Origin of the sequence: Rhizobium sp. WYCCWR10014 (assembly GCF_001657485.1) — a bacterium.
Lineage (GTDB): Bacteria > Pseudomonadota > Alphaproteobacteria > Rhizobiales > Rhizobiaceae > Rhizobium.
The window spans coordinates 317,606-335,378 of record NZ_LXFU01000051.1 but is presented as its reverse complement, the minus strand read 5'-3'; the positions used below and the strand labels follow the sequence as shown (position 1 = coordinate 335,378).

General features: G+C 62.9%; 11 protein-coding genes. 9 read left to right on the top strand and 2 right to left on the bottom strand.

Annotated features, from left to right (window positions below):
• Positions 1–253 precede the first annotated feature (253 nt).
• On the top strand, positions 254–793 hold the full coding sequence (locus tag A6U98_RS31560; protein ID WP_064655352.1) for a L,D-transpeptidase family protein: 540 nt from the start codon (positions 254–256) through the stop codon (positions 791–793).
• 27 nt (positions 794–820) lie between these two features.
• Here the strand turns inward: A6U98_RS31560 and msrA are convergent, their stop codons facing one another.
• Positions 821–1,525 carry a peptide-methionine (S)-S-oxide reductase MsrA gene (gene msrA, locus A6U98_RS31555; RefSeq protein ID WP_064655096.1) on the bottom strand — a complete coding sequence of 235 codons (705 nt, stop codon included), beginning with the start codon at positions 1,523–1,525 and terminating at the stop codon, positions 821–823.
• Between the two features lie 199 nt (positions 1,526–1,724).
• Here msrA and A6U98_RS31550 point away from each other — a divergent pair, with 199 nt between their 5' ends.
• The 5 genes from A6U98_RS31550 (at position 1,725) to cueR (ending at position 15,048) form a co-directional block, all read left to right on the top strand.
• The gene (locus A6U98_RS31550; protein WP_064655094.1) at positions 1,725–7,193 is read left to right on the top strand and encodes an alpha-2-macroglobulin family protein; all 5,469 of its coding nucleotides are present in this window, start codon (positions 1,725–1,727) and stop codon (positions 7,191–7,193) included.
• Complete coding sequence (gene pbpC / locus A6U98_RS31545) at positions 7,190–9,268, top strand: penicillin-binding protein 1C (protein WP_064655092.1); 2,079 nt, start codon at positions 7,190–7,192, stop codon at positions 9,266–9,268. The genes A6U98_RS31550 and pbpC overlap by 4 nt, the downstream gene beginning before the upstream one ends.
• A gap of 137 nt (positions 9,269–9,405) precedes the next feature.
• Positions 9,406–12,015, top strand: a complete 2,610-nt coding sequence (gene treY, locus A6U98_RS31540) for a malto-oligosyltrehalose synthase (RefSeq protein ID WP_064655090.1) — start codon at positions 9,406–9,408, stop codon at positions 12,013–12,015.
• 108 nt (positions 12,016–12,123) lie between these two features.
• Positions 12,124–14,649, top strand: a complete 2,526-nt coding sequence (locus tag A6U98_RS31535; RefSeq protein ID WP_064655088.1) for a heavy metal translocating P-type ATPase — start codon at positions 12,124–12,126, stop codon at positions 14,647–14,649.
• A gap of 9 nt (positions 14,650–14,658) precedes the next feature.
• Positions 14,659–15,048 carry a Cu(I)-responsive transcriptional regulator gene (cueR, locus tag A6U98_RS31530; RefSeq protein WP_064655086.1) on the top strand — a complete coding sequence of 130 codons (390 nt, stop codon included), beginning with the start codon at positions 14,659–14,661 and terminating at the stop codon, positions 15,046–15,048.
• Positions 15,049–15,066: 18 nt separating this feature from the next.
• Here the strand turns inward: cueR and A6U98_RS31525 are convergent, their stop codons facing one another.
• Positions 15,067–15,375, bottom strand: a complete 309-nt coding sequence (locus A6U98_RS31525) for a hypothetical protein (protein WP_064655084.1) — start codon at positions 15,373–15,375, stop codon at positions 15,067–15,069.
• 188 nt (positions 15,376–15,563) lie between these two features.
• On the opposite strand from A6U98_RS31525, the gene A6U98_RS31520 reads away from it, so the two are divergent.
• From A6U98_RS31520 to A6U98_RS31510, 3 genes are read left to right on the top strand one after another with little or no spacing between them, the layout of a single operon-like run.
• Positions 15,564–16,103, top strand: a complete 540-nt coding sequence (locus tag A6U98_RS31520) for a sigma-70 family RNA polymerase sigma factor (protein WP_064655082.1) — start codon at positions 15,564–15,566, stop codon at positions 16,101–16,103.
• Positions 16,090–16,857 (top strand): anti-sigma factor, encoded by a 768-nt coding sequence (locus tag A6U98_RS31515; protein WP_064655079.1) that lies wholly within the window; start codon positions 16,090–16,092, stop codon positions 16,855–16,857. Before A6U98_RS31520 ends, A6U98_RS31515 begins: the two co-directional genes overlap by 14 nt.
• Positions 16,858–16,877: 20 nt before the next feature.
• A complete protein-coding gene (locus A6U98_RS31510) occupies positions 16,878–17,588 on the top strand; it encodes a Bax inhibitor-1/YccA family protein (RefSeq protein ID WP_064655077.1) in 711 nt (236 codons plus the stop codon).
• Positions 17,589–17,773: the final 185 nt, after the last annotated feature.

Below are 17,773 nucleotides of genomic sequence, written 5' to 3'. Positions count from 1 at the left end.
ACTTCTAAAGAGGGATCCGCTCCGGCAGCCTATCCCACGCGAAACTCAGGGTGGTAACGGGCAACTGAACGATATGTTCCGCGGTGAAACGCGATTTCCCATATTTAAGATATTGTTAACGTTGATAAATTCTTAAAATTGACGGATTTAAAGCAAAAAAGAGGCGCCGGACATGGTCGATCTCAACTGTGCGCTGCCTGGATGAGGGGCGATCGCGGTATAACCCTTCCGTCAGCTAAAGATGAGAATCATATTGAGAAAAAAATTTATCGTTTTAGCCGCCCTGATCATCAGCTTGTTCGTTTATACGAAATTGATGGCCAAGATCGGCTCAGGCTCGCCGCCTCCAGATGCGCCGTTGGAGCAGCGGGCTGATCTCATTCGTGTCTATAAAGCCGAACGTCGCATGGTCCTTCTCAGAGGCGATGCTCCCATTTCCACATATCGGATTTCTCTTGGGACCGCTGCCGACGAGGGTCCCAAACAACGGGAAGGTGACGAGAAAACGCCTGAAGGGCGTTATCAAATAGACTGGCGAAATCCTCAGTCCATGGCGCATCTGAGCCTGCACATCTCATATCCAAGCCCTGATGATCAGCGCAACGCTGAAGCAGGTGGCTTTCGTCCCGGCGGCAATATCATGATCCACGGGCTTCCCAACGGATGGGGCCTGTTCGGAAACGCCCATCGACTATTGGATTGGACGGACGGGTGTATCGCAGTCACCAACTCGGAAATGCGCGATATTTGGGCCCGCGTTCCCAATCATACACCCATAGAAATTGTGCCCTGAACGATCATTCACAAGCTGTCGGCTTCATCAGCCCTTGACCTTCATCACAAGCACCGGTTTGCCGCGGTAGTTGGTGGGAAACAGCGACTTCAGGTTCTCGATTTTCGGCAGGTCGTTGTAGACGATATAGGGATAGGTCGGATTGAGCGTCAGGAAATCCTGATGATAGGCTTCGGCCGGATAGAAACCTGTCGTTTCGGAGACTTTGGTGACGATCGGCTGCGGGAAGACATGCGCCTTGTCGAGCTGGCCGATATAGCTCTCGGCGACCTTGCGCTGCTCGGGATCGGCAACGAACACCGCCGAACGGTACTGCGTTCCCCGGTCCGGACCCTGGAAATTCAGCTGCGTCGGGTTGTGCGCCACCGAGAAGAAGATCTGCAGCAACTTGCCGTAGCTCACCTGTTTCGGATCGAACGTCACCTGGACGGCTTCGGCGTGACCCGTCGAGCCGGTGCTGACGGTTTCATACTGCGCCGTTTTGGCGTCGCCGCCGGCATAACCGGAGACGGCGCTCTCGACACCCTTCACGTGCTGGAAGACGCCCTGGACACCCCAGAAACAGCCGCCGGCGAAAATGGCGGTCCGGCTGCCTGAGCTAGCCGCCTCGTCAACGGCCGGCGGCGGGATGACGACTGCGTCCTCGGCCGCGTTCGCGGCACACACGCCGAGCGAGAATAGAGTGGCAGCAAGGAGCGCGACAAGGCTCCTGCGGTGGGAAGACGTGGACATGGCGCTACCTCCTGCGACGGCCCAAATACTTGCTCATCCTTGTAGATGCCGCAAATCACAAGCCGGTCACTCACGCCGATGTGACAGCCAGACGAAAGCGCCTGTGCGAAGATGAAACAGCGCTCAACTTGAGTTGACAATCTCGCGAGGAGTGAGGACAGTGCCCGCCGGTCAAAGCCAGCATTTCCGGGGGGAACCTATGTCCGTGCGCTCGTTCTTCGCTTTCGCGACAATCGCATTTTCCATGATCGCCATTAGCTTTCCCGCCGTCGCTGCGGACACCAAGCGCGACATCCAGACGATCAAGGACGCCGATTTCTTCGGCTTCGATCTTCGCACCGAGCAGAATGTCTCGCTCGATCAGTGCAAGACATCCTGCATCGGCGACAAGAGCTGCAAGGCCTTCACCTACAATCCCAAGGTGAAATGGTGCTTCCTGAAATCCGATTTCAAGACAATGAACGCCTTCCCCGGCGCCATCGCCGGCAAGATCGTCGAAACGGCCGGCCAGCAGGAGCGGGATATAGGTGCTGCGCCGCGCCTGACCTTCCTGAGCAACGATCTCATCCAGCAGGCCCACGACTTCAAGGACAATCTCACGCTTGCCGACGACCAGCAGGGCCAGGGCGTCGACAGCCTGACGGCCAACGCCCGCCTAGACCTCACCGGCAACAATCTGGCCGACGCGCTGAAGTCTTTCCATGGTGCGCTGTCGATCACGCCTGACGACGCCGATCTCTGGCTCGAAACCGCCCGCGCCGCAGCCTCGCTCGGCAGCGCCGAAAGCAACACGACCGGCCAGGCAGTGCTCGACGCGCTGAACGGCTACGAGCTGACGCGCACCACCGCCAAACGCGCCGAGGCGCTGGCCGTGCTCGCCAATGCACTGGAACGGAATGCCAACTACCGCCCGGCGCTCGACGCCTACAAGGCGAGCCTGGCGCTCGTCGGCGCCAAGGATGTGCAGGCGGCCTATCTGCAGCTGAAATCGACGCAGGGCTTCCGCGTCACCGAACACACGGTCGATGCCGACAGCGCCACGCCGCGTGCCTGCGTCACCTTCTCCGAGGCGCTGGTCAAAACCACCGACTACACGCCCTTCGTGACGCTGAACGGCGAAGCGCCGAAGGCGCTGGAAACCAAGAACAAGCAGATCTGCGTCGAGGGGCTGACGCATGGCCAGACCTACAAGATCGCCTTCCGTACCGGCCTGCCGTCATCCGTCGACGAGGTGCTCGAAGCACCTGTCAGCATCGACGTCTATATCAAGGACCGCAGCCAGGTGGTGCGCTTCACCGGCGACAGCTTCGTGCTGCCCTCGACGGCGCGCCGCGGCATCCCGATCGTCTCGGTCAACATGACCTCGGCCAACTTGAAACTCTACCGCATCGGCGATCGAGCCATCGCGCCGCTCTTGACCAATTCGCAGTTCCTGTCCCAGCTCGACGGCTACAGCGCCCAGAACATCCAGGATCAGAACGGCGAACTCGTCTGGCAGGGCTCGATCGACATCGCCAACGAGCTCAACAAGGACATCGTCACCAGCTTCCCGGTCGACGAGGCGCTGCCCGAACGTAAGCCCGGCATCTATGTGATGACCGCAACTTCGGCAAACGGTCCCGCGCAGGAGTGGGATTCGCAGGCGACGCAATGGTTCCTGGTCTCCGATATCGGCGTCACCACCTATGCCGGCACCGACGGGCTCAACGTCTTCACCCGCTCGCTCGCCTCGGCCAAGCCGATCGCAGGCGTCGAGCTGCAGCTGCTTGCCAAGAACAATGAAGTGCTCGGCACCGCCACCACCGACGAAAACGGCCGCGCCACCTTCACCGCCGGCCTGATCCGCGGCACGGCGGCGCTCACGCCTGCCGTCATTACCGCCAGGAACAGCACGTCGGACTACGTCTTCCTCGACATGACGCGCGCCGGCTTCGACCTTTCCGACCGCGGCGTGACGGGCCGCGCCGCACCCGGCGCCATCGACGTGCTGACGTTTACCGAACGCGGCATCTACCGCGCCGGCGAGACGGTGCATGCGCAGGCACTTGCCCGCGACACCGATGGCAACGCCATCGAGAACCTGCCGCTCACCTTCATCTTCAGCCGTCCCGACGGTGTCGAGGACCGGCGGATCGTCAGCCAGACCAGCAATCTCGGCGGCTACTCCATCGATTTCCCGACCCAGGAAAACGCCATGCGCGGCACCTGGACGATGAACATCTATACCGATCCCAAGGGCAGCGCGATCGCCACCAAGAGTTTCCTCGTCGACGATTTCGTCCCCGATCGCACCGACATGGAGATCAAGACCGAGGCCAAGGAAGTCGGCCCGGATACGCCGGCGACGATCACGGTTTCAGGCAAATATCTCTACGGCGCCCCGGCCGCCGGCCTGACGCTCGAAGGCGACGTCGTCGTCAAGCCGACACGCGAGAGTGCGGCCTATAAGGGCTTCTTCTTCGGGCTTGCCGACGAAGAGGCGAGTGAGGATTCGCGCCTGCCGATCGACGGCCTGCCGGAACTCGACGAGAACGGCGAAGCTTCGACGGATCTCACCATCAGCGAACTGCCGGCAACGACGCAGCTGCTCAACGCCACCGTCTATATGCGCATGCAGGAGGCGGGCGGGCGTGCCATCGAGCGCACTTTGACCATTCCGGTGAAGAACGAGCGGGCGTCGATCGGCATCAAGCCGGAATTTTCCGACGATCTGCCGGAGAACTCGATCGCCAACTTCACGGTGATCGGCGTCAATGCCGATGGACAGAAGCAGGAGACGAAGGGCCTTCGCTGGAAATTCTACAGCCTCAACCGCGAATATCAGTGGTATCGCGAGGGAACGGCATGGAAATACGAGCCGGTCTACACCGCCGAGCAGGTCTCCAACGGCAGCGTCGACGCGACCATGGACGGCGGCAAGATCTCCGTGCCGGTGACCTGGGGCCGCTATCGCCTCGAAGTGGAAAGCCCCGATGCCGACGGGCCGACCTCCAGCGTCGAATTCGACGCCGGCTGGTTCGTGACCTCGACCTCGACCGAAACGCCCGACGGGCTTGAGATCGCCCTCGACAAGGACAGCTACAAGATCGGCGAAACGGCCAAGCTGAAAGTCACCTCGCGCTATGGCGGCGAGCTGATGGTTACATCAGGAACGGAAAAGCTGGTTGCCGTACAGAACGCCACGATCGGCGAGACCGGCGGCGAGGTCGACATCCCCGTCACTGCTGATTGGGGTGCTGGCGCCTATGTGACCGCCACGCTCTTCCGCCCCGGCGACGCCCAAGACAGCCATATGCCGATGCGCTCGATCGGCATCAAATGGCTGAAAGTCGATCCCGAACAGCGCGCGCTGCAGGTGACGCTCGACACGCCCGAAAAGATGCTGCCGCGCGGACCGTTGAATATCAGCCTGCAGGTGGCGGGCGCCGGCGCCAACGAGGATGCCTATGTGACGGTTGCTGCCGTCGATGTCGGCATTCTCAACCTGACGCGCTACGAACCGCCGAACCCGGAGGACTGGTATTTCGGCCAGCGCCAGCTCGGCCTCGAAATCCGCGACCTCTATGGCCGCCTGATCGACGGCTCACTGGGTGCGACCGGCAAGCTCAGGACCGGCGGCGATGGCGGCGCCATCGCGCTGCAGGCAAGCCCGCCGACGCAGAAGCTTGTCGCCTTCTTCTCCGGGCCGGTGAAGCTCGACGCCGAAGGCAAGGCCAATGTCTCCTTCGACATCCCGCAATTCAACGGCACGGCGCGCGTCATGGCAGTCGCCTGGTCGAAATCAGGCGTCGGCCACGGCGTCAAGGATGTCATCATCCGCGATCCAGTCGTGGTGACCGCCAGCCTGCCGAAGTTCCTCTCCCCCGGCGACAAGGCCAATCTGCGCCTCGACATCGCCAACACCGATGCACCGGCCGGCGACTACAAGCTGCAGCTGACCGGCAATAATGCGGTTGGCATCGACGAAGCGTCCGCCTCGCAGACGATCCGCCTCGAGGCCGGCGCGAAATCCGAGTTGACGCTTTCGCTCATCGGTAGACAGCCGGGCGCCGGCAGCGTCTCGATCAACCTTTCCGACGCTTCCGGCCTTTCGCTCGACCAGACGGTCGACGTGCCGGTGCGCCCGTCCTCCTTGCCGATCACCGAACGCAGGGTGCTGGCGCTGAAGCCGGGGGCAAAACTCACCGTCGACAAGAACCTGCTGGCCGATAGCGTGCTGCCCGGAGCCTCGATCAGCGTCAACGTCACCCGTTCGGCCGCCTTCGATATTCCAGCCCTGCTGATGACGCTCGACCGCTATCCCTTCGGCTGCGCCGAGCAGACCACCAGCCGGGCGCTGCCGCTGCTTTACCTCGCCGAAGTGGCGAAGCAGGCGGGCATGGAAAGTGACGATGATGTGAAGAAGCGCGTGCAGGATGCGATCTACCGCGTGCTCTCCTATCAGGCCTCGGCCGGCAGCTTCGGTCTCTGGGGACCGGATTCGGGTGATGTCTGGCTCGATTCCTACGTCACCGATTTCCTGACGCGGGCCCGCGAAATGAAATACGACGTGCCGGAAAGGGCTTTCGTGCAGGCGCTCGAAAACCTGCAGAACACCTTGTCCTACACCACCGACATCAAGGGCCAGGGCGACCAGATCGCCTATGCCATCTACGTCCTTGCCCGCAACAAGAAGGCTGCGATCAGCGATCTGCGCTACTATGCCGATACGATGATCAACGACTTCCCGACGCCGCTCGCCAAGGCGCATATCGCCGCCGCGCTGGCGCTTTACGGCGATGCGCAGCGTTCGAAGAATATCTTCCTCGACGCGCTGCAGATGTCGGAGCAATCGATGGTGTCGCGCGTGAACCTGTCGCGCACCGACTATGGCACGATCCTGCGCGATGGTGCGGCGATCCTGGCGCTCGCTGCCGAAAGCCGGCCGGTACCACCCGTCATCCCGGAACTCGCCAAGGCGGTCGGCAAGGAATGGGAGCGCAGCAAATACAAGAGCACGCAGGAAGAAACCTGGATGCTGCTTGCCGCGCGCGCCATCCAGGGCGGTGACGATGGCCTGAAGGTCGATGTCAATGGGGCCGCGCACACCGGTGCCTACATGGCACGCATGACCGGCGATGCGCTGGCCGACCATCCGCTGACGCTGACCAACCAGACCAACGACGCGGTTTCGGCTGTGGTCACCACCGTTGCCGCCCCGACAGTGCCGCTGCCGGCCGGCGGCGACGGCTTCACCATCGAGCGGACCTATTACACGCTCGACGGCGAGCAGGCGAATGTCAGCGAGGCAAAGCAGAATGAACGCTATGTCGTCGTCATCCATGTGCGTGAAACCAATGACTGGCCGTCGCGCATCGTCATCACCGACCTTCTGCCCGCCGGCTTCGAGATCGACAATCCTAACCTTGTCGACAGCGCCCAGATGACGAATTTCGACTGGATCGGCGAGATTTCCGCTGCCCATACCGAATTCCGCTACGATCGCTTCGTCGCCGCCTTCAACCGCGCGGCAGGCGACAACCGCGAATTCAACGTCGCCTATGTCGTGCGCGCCGTCACCCCCGGCACCTACGACCATCCCGCCGCAAACGTCGAGGATATGTACCGGCCGGAGCTTTCTGCCCGCACGGCAACAGGCAAGATGGAGGTCGTGACGGCTCAACCATGAGGCGGAGGCACAAGTTTGCGATCGGGTCGGCCGCCGGCATCGTTCTTGCCAGTGCGGTTCTCTTTGCGCTCGATGCCGCTGACAAAGCCTTTCCGCCGCCGCTCGCCGGGGCGAATGCCGTGTCCGCCGAAGTGCTGGATGCCGATGGGCAATTGTTGCGTGCCTTTGCGACGTCGGAAGGCCGCTGGCGGCTGAAGACAACGGTCCCCGAGGTCGATCCGCAATTCCTGCGCATGTTGATCGCCTATGAGGACCAGCGTTTCTACGACCATAGCGGCGTCGACCCCTTCGCGCTCGGGCGAGCCGCCATGCAATTGGTCAGCAACGGCCGCATCGTCTCCGGCGCCTCGACGCTGTCAATGCAGGTGGCGCGGCTGATTGAGCCGCGCGACGGGCGCTCGCTTTCGGCAAAGCTCTTGCAATTGGTGCGCGCCGTGCAGATCGAGCGGCGGCTGTCGAAGCAGGAGATCCTCGACCTTTATCTGACGCATGCGCCCTATGGCGGCAATCTGGAAGGCGTGCGCGCCGCAAGCCTTGCCTATTTCGGCAAGGAACCGCGCCGTCTGACGGTCGCCGAGGCGGCGCTGCTCGTCGCCCTGCCGCAATTGCCGGAACGGCGCCGGCCAGACCGCAATCTCAAGGCAGCCGAGGCCGCCCGCAAACGTGTGCTCGACCGCGTGGCGGTCGCTCGAGCCGTTGGCGACGGCGAAGCGGAGCGAGCTGAAGGCGTTGCAGTGCCGTCGCGGCGCATGCAGTTGCCCGCACTTGCCGCCCATGTCGCCGAGTCAGCACTGCGCAAGGAGCCTGATGTCCTCAAGCATCAGACGACGCTGAAGAAGCAGGTGCAGCAGGGGCTGGAGGCGGTTGCGCGGGCAGCGGCCATGAAGCTCGGGCCGAAGCTTTCGCTCGCCATGATAATGGCGGATGCGCAAACCGGCGCGATCGTCGGCGAGGTCGGCTCGGCCGATTATTTCGATGCCAGCCGCTCCGGCTGGATCGACATGACGCGCGTCAATCGCTCGCCGGGCTCGACGCTGAAGCCCTTCATCTACGGGCTCGCCTTCGAACAGGGCCTGGTGTCCCAGGAGACGATCATCGAAGACCGACCCGCCGATTTTTTCGGCTACCGGCCACGCAATTTCGACATGAGCTACCAGGGCGACGTCACCGTGCGCGAGGCGCTGCAGCTTTCGCTGAACGTGCCGGCCGTCAAGCTGCTCGATGCCGTCGGGCCGTCGCGGCTGATGGTGCGCTTCCGCCGCGCCGAGGTGCGCCCGGTCCTGCCGCCGAACGAGACGCCGGGGCTTGCGATCGGTCTTGGCGGCGTCGGCATCACTCTGAAGGATCTAGTGCAACTCTATACGGCGCTCGCCAATCGCGGCCAGCCGGCAAGGCTCGGCGACGGCGTTACCGGCGCACCGAGCAAGCTCGACGGCGAACCGCTGCTGGAGCCGGTCGCGGTCTGGAACGTCGCCGATATTCTCTCCGGTGTCATTCCGCCGGCCGGCGCGCCGCAGCGCGGCATCGCCTACAAGACCGGCACCAGCTACGGCTACCGCGACGCCTGGTCGGTCGGCTATGATGGCCGTTATGTGCTCGGCGTCTGGGTCGGGCGGCCCGACAATAGCGCCGTGCCGGGATTGACCGGTTATGGCACCGCCGCGCCCATCCTCTTTGAAGCTTTCGCCAAGTCCGGCATCGCGACGACGCCGCTGCCCCGTCCGCCTGCAGGCGCCGTGCGCATCGCCCAGTCCGAGCTGCCGATCAGTCAGCGACGTTTTGCTCTCAATGCCAGCGGCCTGCTTGCCTCCGGCCGCGAGGCCGCGCCTGAGATCATCTATCCGCCCGAGGGCGCGCATGTAGATCTCGGCGCTGGGCAAGGCAACCTGTCACCGCTGATGCTGAAGCTCCAGGGCGGCCGAGCCCCCTTCCGCTGGCTTGCCAACGGCAAGCCGCTGCCCGATCTCTCCCGCCGGCGCATTCAGCAATGGCTGCCCGATGGCGGCGGCTATTCGAAACTGACCGTCATCGACTCGGCCGGACGCGCCGCAAGCGTCGGCGTTTTCATCGACTAGAACTTCCGAACGCACGATGTCCCGACTCCAAATGTTTTAGCGACCTATACGCGTCTAAAGGGACGCGCGGCGCTGCAAGGGAACAAAAACCCGGCCGCAACCGTTCGGGTGGGTCTCCTTCCAACATCAGCGGCCTCATGACACTCCCGACAGCGACCTACCGGATACAATTCCGCAACGGCATGACCTTCGATCGCGCCTGCGACCTCGTCCCCTACCTCAAGACGCTCGGCATCAGCCACCTTTACGCCTCTCCGATCTTCACCGCCGTCAGCGGCTCGACCCACGGCTATGACGTCACGGACGCCAACGAGATCGACCCGGCGCTCGGCGGCCGGGCCGGATTCGAGCGGCTGACGGAAGGCCTTGCCTCGGCGGGCATGGGACTGATCCTCGACATCGTCCCGAACCACATGGCAGCCTCGCCGGAAAACGGCTGGTGGCGCGACGTTCTGGCGTTTGGCCGGCAAAGCGCCTATGCCAGGCACTTCGACATCGACTGGAGCGAACCGCTGACCCTGCCGCAGCTCGGCCAGGATTTCGAGGGAGCACTGGCCGACGGCGAACTACGCATCACGGTCGACGAAACGCACGGCAATTTCGCCTTCGGTTATTTCGAAACGCTGTTGCCGCTGAACCCTGCGAGTTACGGAGCGATCGCAAATCGGCTCGACGATCCGGTTGCCACCAGAATGGTGGAGGCTGGAGCCGTCACCTCGGGCGAGAATTTCAACCGCGCGATGCGTGACATCCTCTTCGAAGGTGGCGATCGGGCAGCCCTGCGGCAAAAACTCGATGTCCTTTCGGCCGATCGCGATTTCGTCAGAAACCTGCATGAGGGGCAGCACTGGCGACTGACCCATTGGAAGGAGGCTGCACGACATCTGAGCTATCGCCGCTTTTTCGAGGTGACCGGACTGGTCGGCATCCGGGTCGAAGATCCGACTGTGTTCGAAGACATGCACCGGCTGGCGATCGAGCTGGTGCGCCATGGCAAGGTGCAGGGCCTGCGCATCGACCATGTCGACGGGCTCGCCGAGCCTACGGCCTATCTCGACAGGTTGCGGGAGGCGGTCGGACCGGACACCTATATCGTCGTCGAAAAGATCCTCGGGGCCAGCGAGGTCCTGCCGGAGAGCTGGCCGGTCGCCGGCACCACGGGATATGAATTCATCGCCGCGCTCAGCGAGCTGTTCATCGACGGCGGTGGTTTACGCATATTGGACGATGCCTATCGCGCTCTCGCCGGCGAGACGGGTGACCTTGAGGCGGGCCGCAGAATTGCCAAGCAACTGATGGTCGAACGCAATTTCGCCGGCGAGACCGACAGGCTGGTGTCGATCGCGGCAGGCATATTTCCCGAGCTAAAAAGAGACGAGATCGCCACCGCGCTCAGCGAGTTGCTGATCGCCTTTCCCGTCTACCGCACCTATGGCGACGGCGGCCCGCTTTCCTGGCAGGATTCATCGGTCCTTGCGGCGACCGCCTCGCAAGCCATGGCGCAGCTCGATGATCGGGGTGCATGCGACCATGTGCTGAAGCTTCTCGAAGGCAAGGTCGAAGGTGACGCGGCCCACGAGTTCCGCATCCGCTTCCAGCAATTGAGCGGGCCGGTGATGGCGAAGGCGACGGAGGATACGCTGTTCTACCGCTACAACAGGCTGCTTGCCGCCAACGAAGTGGGCGGTGAACCGGGCAAGGCGCCGGGCGGCCCGGAGGAATTCCACCGTCGCATGGCCGAACGGGCGCGGCTGCAGCCGCATGGCCTTTCGGCAAGCGCCACCCACGACACCAAACGCGGCGAGGATGCGCGCTCAAGGCTTTATGCGTTGAGCGAGGGCGCGGATGTTTTTGCACAGGCGGTCGAGCGTTGGCGCGACATGAACCGGCCGTGGCTGAAGGATCTGCCGGAGGGCGCAGCGCCGGAGCCGAATGTCGAATGGATGCTCTATCAGGCTCTGGCCGGCATCTGGCCGGAGGATTTTGACCGAGTACACACGGAAGAACTCCGAAAACGCTTCACCGATTATGCGGTCAAGGCCGCGCGCGAGGCGAAACTGCGCAGCGGCTGGACAGAACAGGATGCCGCTTACGAGGAAGCGGTCACCACCTATGCCGCGGCGCTGGTTTCGCCTGACAATGACGTCTTCCTCGAGGATTTCGAAAGGGTGCTGCAGCCTTTCATCGCTGCGGGTTACCTCAACAGCCTGTCACAGACGCTGCTCAAGCTGACGGCCCCCGGCATTCCCGATATCTATCAGGGTGCGGAGGGCTTCGATTTCAGCCTCGTCGATCCCGACAACCGCCGGCCGGTCGATCATCAGCGGCTGAAGGAATGGCTTGATGAATCCGGGCCGATCGCCAAGCTGCAGGCGGCGGCGTTGAAACAGCGCCTCGTCGGGATCGGCCTGCAGCTGCGCCAGCGGCAAGCAGACCTCTTTGCCGGAGGCGACTATCTGCCGCTGAAGGTGACGGGCAACCGGCGCGACCATGTGCTTGCTTTTGCCCGGGTGCATAAGGGTGATTTCGCAATCGTCGTGGCGCCACGGCTGATGTTCGGCTGGCTCGATCCGGGCGTGCTCTTTGCCGGTCAGGAATTCTGGGAGGATACGGCGATTGCCGTCCCCTCCCCGCTTCACGGGCTGAAGGCCGATCTGGTGACCGGAAAGACGATCGAGCCGGGAGGAAGCATTTCGCTCGCCACCCTGCTCGGGAGCCAGCCGGTCGGGCTGATCACCCCGATCTGAGGATCAGCCGCCGCAAAAATCTCGTCCATGAAAATAGTGCTTGACCTTCCAGTTGCTGGAAGGTTGATAAGCCTATCCAAGTGCCCTCTCCGGGCACAGGAGATAGTCATGGATATCAAGCACGAACACGATCACCATCACAGTCACGCCGATGGCGACGACCATTGCCATTGCGGCCATGAACCCGAAAAGGCTGCAAGCGCAATGACCCGTGATCCTGTCTGCGGCATGACCGTCGATCCGCAGGCCGGCAAGCCCTCGCTCGACCATGACGGCCACACCTATCATTTCTGCTCGCAGGGCTGCCTGACGAAGTTTGCGGCGGCACCTGAGGATTACCTCGCCGCTAAGGATCCCGTCTGCGGCATGACCGTCGATCGCTCCACGGCGAAACATTTTCTGAAGCACGAAGGCGAGAAATTCTATTTCTGCTCCGCCGCCTGCCAGGCGAAGTTCGAAGCCGACCCCGCAGCCTATCGCGACGGCGGCCGCCCGCCGGCAAAGCCGGCACCCAAGGGAACGCTTTATACCTGCCCGATGCATCCTGAGGTCGTCAGCGATCGTCCGGGGGATTGCCCGAAATGCGGCATGGCGCTGGAGCCGACGGGCATTCCGCCTGCTGATGAAGGCCCGAACCCGGAACTCGTGGATTTTAGCAGGCGGCTCTGGGTCAGCGCCGTGCTTGCCGTGCCGCTACTGGCGCTGAGCATGGGGCCGATGTTCGGCCTGCCGCTTCGCGAAACGATCGGCGAGCCGCAAGCGACCTACATCGAACTGCTGCTGGCAACACCGGTGGTGCTCTGGGCAGCCCTGCCCTTCTTCCGCCGCGCATGGGCGTCCCTCGTCAACCGCAGCCCGAACATGTGGACGCTGATCGGTCTCGGCGTCGGCACCGCCTATCTCTACAGCGTCGTCGCCACGCTTGCGCCCGGCATCTTCCCGATGAGCTTCCATGGCCACGGTGCGGCCGTGCCCGTCTATTTCGAGGCGGCCGCCGTCATCGTCGCGCTCGTCTTCGTCGGCCAGGTGCTGGAACTGAAAGCGCGCGAACGCACCGGCTCGGCAATCCGCGCTCTTCTCGACCTTGCGCCGAAGACGGCGCGGCGCATCGATGCCCAGGGCAGCGAGAGCGACGTGCCGGTGGACGATATCCAGACCGGCGACCGACTGCGCGTGCGCCCCGGCGAGCGGGTGCCGGTGGATGGCTCCGTCCTCGAAGGCCAATCGACCGTCGATGAATCGATGATCACTGGTGAGCCCCTGCCCCTGGAGAAGTCGAAGGGCGACCCGCTGACCGGCGGCACGATCAACAAGAACGGCACCTTCGTCATGGCCGCCGAGAAAGTCGGCGCCGACATGGTGCTGTCACGCATCGTCGACATGGTCGCCAAGGCGCAACGCTCGCGCGCGCCGATCCAGGGCGCGGTCGATCGGGTGTCGGCCGTCTTCGTGCCGGCGGTGGTCGCCGCTGCCGTGCTTGCCTTCCTCGTCTGGGCCGCGATCGGGCCGGAACCACGCATGGCAAATGGCCTGCTTGCCGCCGTTGCCGTTCTCATCATCGCCTGCCCCTGTGCGCTTGGCCTTGCGACGCCGATGTCGATCATGATCGCCACCGGGCGCGGCGCGCAGGAAGGCGTGCTGATCAAGGACGCCGAAGCGCTGGAGCGCTTTTCCAAGGTCGGCACGCTGATCGTCGACAAGACCGGCACGTTGACCGAAGGCAAGCCGAAGCTTACCGACGTCGTCGCCTTCGGTGGCGTCGGGGAAGACCGACTACTGTCGCTGGCGGCAAGCCTGGAGCGCGGCTCCGAACATCCGCTGGCCGAAGCGATCGTTTCCGGCGCCGAGGAGCGCGGCATCCCCTTCGTCGAGGTCACCGGTTTCGAGGCAAAGACCGGCAAGGGCGTTCAGGGCCTTGCCGGCGGCACGTCTGTGGCGCTTGGCAATTCGGCGATGCTCGCCGATCTCGGCATCGATCCGGCAGCACTTGCCGAGAAGACCGAAGCCCTGCGCGGCGAAGGCAAGACGGTGATGTTCGTGGTGATCGACGGCGCGATTGCCGGTCTCGTCGCCGTCGCCGACCGTATCAAGCCGACGACAGCGGCCGCCATCAAGGCGCTGCACGACAGCGGATTGAAGATCATCATGGCGACGGGCGACAACGAGCGCACGGCACGTGCGGTGGCAAAAAGCCTCGGCATCGACGAGGTGCGCGCCGATATGCTTCCGGAAGGCAAAAAGGCGCTGATCGACGAGTTGCGTGCCAAGGGCGCCATCATCGCCATGGCCGGTGACGGCGTCAACGACGCGCCGGCGCTTGCCGCCGCCGATGTCGGCATCGCCATGGGTACCGGCGCCGACGTCGCGATGGAAAGCGCCGGCATCACATTGGTAAAGGGCGATTTGAACGGCATCGTCAGGGCGCGGCGGCTGGCGGAGGCGACGATGCGAAACATCCGCCAGAATCTCGGCTTCGCCTTCGGCTATAATGCGCTCGGCGTGCCGGTTGCGGCGGGCCTGCTCTATCCGATCTTCGGGCTGCTGCTGTCGCCGATGATCGCCGCGGCAGCGATGAGCCTCTCGTCCGTTTCGGTCATATCAAATGCGCTCAGACTGCGCTTTGCAAAACTATAGGAGACGGCGATGAATATCGGCGAAGCATCGGAACGCTCCGGCCTGCCTTCCAAGACCATCCGCTATTACGAGGATATCGGCCTCATCCGCCCCGACAGGGGCGGAAACGGCTATCGCGACTATGCCGCAACCGATATCCACAAACTGCGCTTCCTGCAGCGCTCGCGCGGCCTCGGCTTTTCCGTCGAAGAATGCCGGCAATTGCTGGCGCTCTACGAGGACAAGGACCGGGCGAGCGCGGACGTCAAGGATATTGCTGAGACCAAACTTGCCGAGGTCGACCGCAAGATCCGCGAACTGACGGAATTGCGCCGGACGCTGGAGCACCTCGTGCATGCCTGTCACGGCAACGACAGGCCGGACTGTCCGATCCTCGAAGAGCTTTCCGACGGCGGCTGACCATTTCAGGGATCTGCATCAGGAAAGCTGTGGCAAGTTCTGGTTGGCCGCCTGCGACGATTGTCCTCGCTCGTCGGGCTCCTCGTCTTCGCCGTCGTCCAGCACGCCATCATCCAGCCGATGCTTGATCGCCAGCGCATAGATCACGTCGAGAATATTGCGGTCCCTGAGATGCGGATCCATCAGGGCGAGAAGCGAGGCCCGGACGATCTTCTTGCTGGTAGCCTTCGGACAACGCGCCTTGACGAAATCATAGAGCGCCTCATCCGTCAGCCCTTCCATGGCGCCGTCCACGAGAGCTTCGTAGACCCGCTTTTTTTCCTTCATTCTTGATTGTCCCCTGCAAATCAGCGGCGTCATGATCTGTCATGTAATTGTCATAAACAATCGCGGATTTGAGGCGCCTGTCCGCTTGAGAAGACTATTTTGATGATGATCCGGCGACGGTCTTCGGTCCGGATGATTTTTTTACATCCGCCGGGAATAAAACCCGCCGCAATTGCGTATACTCAATCATGGAACGCAGAGAACGCCCCTTCGACGTCATCGGACAGCTTGCAGCGCTGAGGCGCTACGCTCGCTCGCTGGTGCGCAATTCGGACGAGGCGGAGGATCTGGTGCATGATGCGCTGGTGCGCGCCTTCGAGAAGCGAAAGAGCTTCCGCAGCGGCGGCAACCTGCGCACCTGGCTGCTCTCCATCCTGCACAATGCCCATATCGATCGTCTTCGCCGGAACCGGTCGCTGACGCGCCGTCACGATGAAGCGGCTGTCGAAGCCGAGCAGTCGCTGCCGGCCGGCCAGGAACATGCCGTGCGCCTGCAGCAGGTGCGCGACGCCTTCTTCGACCTGCCGGAGGAACAGCGCGAGGCGCTGCATCTCGTTGCGATCGAAGACCTTTCCTATCAGGAAGCCGCCCAGGCGCTCGGCATACCTGTGGGGACGCTGATGTCGCGCATCTCCCGCGCGCGCGCTCAACTGCGCGAATTCGAGGAGAAGACGCCGCGGGTTTCGCATCTGAGAATCATCGGAGGGAACGGCAATGAAAGCAATTGATCCGATCCTCGATGCCGATCTCGACGCCTATGTCGATGGCGAACTCGACGTCGCCCGTCGCATCCAGGTGGAATCCTTTCTCTCCGAGAATCCGGCGATTGCCGCCAAGGTCATGGCCGACCTCAGCGTCAAGGGCGAACTGCGTCTGGCGCTTGCCGGCGAAAGTGCCTTCGGCCGCCCCGAGACCCGCGATGCGGCCCGCCGGCTGGAACGTGGCCTTTCCTATGGCCGCATCTTCCATTCGATGCAGCGCATTGCCGCCGTCGGCATTCTAATTGCCGCCGGCTGGGTGGCGCACAATTCCTTCGGCGCCTTCTCGGCGACTGAGGTGGTGGCATCGGTTCCGGCACCCGCCTATGTCGAGGATGCCATGCGCGCCTATCAGACCGCGGCCCTGCGCCAATCGATGCCTCCGCAGACGCCGGCCACCTATAGCGCCGACGATATTCGCGCCGCCACCGCGATCGTGATGCCCGAACTGCCTGGAGATTGGAAGGTCGCCGACGTGCAGATCTTCCCGTCCGAATTCGGCCCCAGCGTCGAGATGGCGATCGAACAAGCAGACGGAAAGCGACTATCGCTTTTCGCCGTCCGTCCGGGTGCCTTCGAGGTCAAGCCGGTCAACCATCTGACGCTGGAAAAAGCAGAAGCCGCCTATTGGCAGATCGGCGAGGTCGCTTATGCGCTGATCGCCGACGATAGCGGTCTCAATCTCGACCAGGCGGCCGAACGGCTCGCCCGCTCGCTCTATTAATTCAAACCGAGGAGATCAGCATGAACCCGATCAATCCCCGCTACGGCGCCGTCGCCGGCTCCCAGGCCCTCTTCGACGAAGGCCTGCGTCAGCATATGCTGCGCGTCTACAACTATATGGCTCTCGGCCTCGTCATCACAGGCCTCGTCGCCTTTGTCGTCGGCTCGACGCCGGCACTCTACGTCCCGATCTTCGGCTCGCCGCTGAAGTGGGTGGTGATGCTTGCCCCGCTCGCCTTCGTCTTCTTCTTCTCGTTCAAGATCCAGACGATGTCGACCAGCACCGCCCAGATCACCTTCTGGGCCTTCTGCGCCGTGATGGGCCTGTCGCTCGCTTCCGTCTTCCTGGTCTTCACCGGGGCGAGCATCGCACGGACCTTCTTCATCACCGCCACGATGTTCGGCGCCACCAGCCTCTACGGCTATGCGACGAAGCGTGATCTCTCGCGCATGGGCTCGTTCCTGATGATGGGCCTCTTCGGCGTCATCATCGCCTCGGTCGTCAACATCTTCCTGGGTTCGAGCGCGCTGCAGTTCGCGATCTCGGTGATCGGCATCGTCGTCTTCGTCGGTCTCACCGCTTACGACACGCAGAACATCAAGGAACAGTATTCGGAAAACTTTGATCAGGAATCGAACCAGAAGCTTGCCGTCTTCGGTGCGCTCTCGCTCTACCTGAACTTCGTCAACATCTTCCAGCTTCTGCTCAACTTCACGGGCGAGCGGGAATAGGACTGCGCTTCTGGGGGCAATGGAAGCGCAAGGGCGCCTGGTCTGCAGTCTGTGACAGGATGGCGGACTGGGTGCTCACCATAGCGAAACGGCCGGGCCAACGCCCGGCCGTTTTCGTTTAAGGCGCATCGCGTCAAATCGGAATCAAAACCGCTGCGCACATTTGGGCGACATGCATTGGAGCG

What these genes read in the sequence shown, in the direction of transcription:
- A6U98_RS31515 (WP_064655079.1), top strand. Translation starts at nt 16,090, where the DNA reads ATGAAAGCAATTGATCCGATCCTCGATGCCGATCTCGACGCCTATGTC.
- A6U98_RS31510 (WP_064655077.1), top strand. Translation starts at nt 16,878, where the DNA reads ATGAACCCGATCAATCCCCGCTACGGCGCCGTCGCCGGCTCCCAGGCC.
- A6U98_RS31535 (WP_064655088.1), top strand. Translation starts at nt 12,124, where the DNA reads ATGGATATCAAGCACGAACACGATCACCATCACAGTCACGCCGATGGC.
- pbpC (WP_064655092.1), top strand. Translation starts at nt 7,190, where the DNA reads ATGAGGCGGAGGCACAAGTTTGCGATCGGGTCGGCCGCCGGCATCGTT.
- treY (WP_064655090.1), top strand. Translation starts at nt 9,406, where the DNA reads ATGACACTCCCGACAGCGACCTACCGGATACAATTCCGCAACGGCATG.
- A6U98_RS31525 (WP_064655084.1), bottom strand. Translation starts at nt 15,375, where the DNA reads ATGAAGGAAAAAAAGCGGGTCTACGAAGCTCTCGTGGACGGCGCCATG.
- A6U98_RS31520 (WP_064655082.1), top strand. Translation starts at nt 15,564, where the DNA reads ATGGAACGCAGAGAACGCCCCTTCGACGTCATCGGACAGCTTGCAGCG.
- A6U98_RS31550 (WP_064655094.1), top strand. Translation starts at nt 1,725, where the DNA reads ATGTCCGTGCGCTCGTTCTTCGCTTTCGCGACAATCGCATTTTCCATG.
- cueR (WP_064655086.1), top strand. Translation starts at nt 14,659, where the DNA reads ATGAATATCGGCGAAGCATCGGAACGCTCCGGCCTGCCTTCCAAGACC.
- msrA (WP_064655096.1), bottom strand. Translation starts at nt 1,525, where the DNA reads ATGTCCACGTCTTCCCACCGCAGGAGCCTTGTCGCGCTCCTTGCTGCC.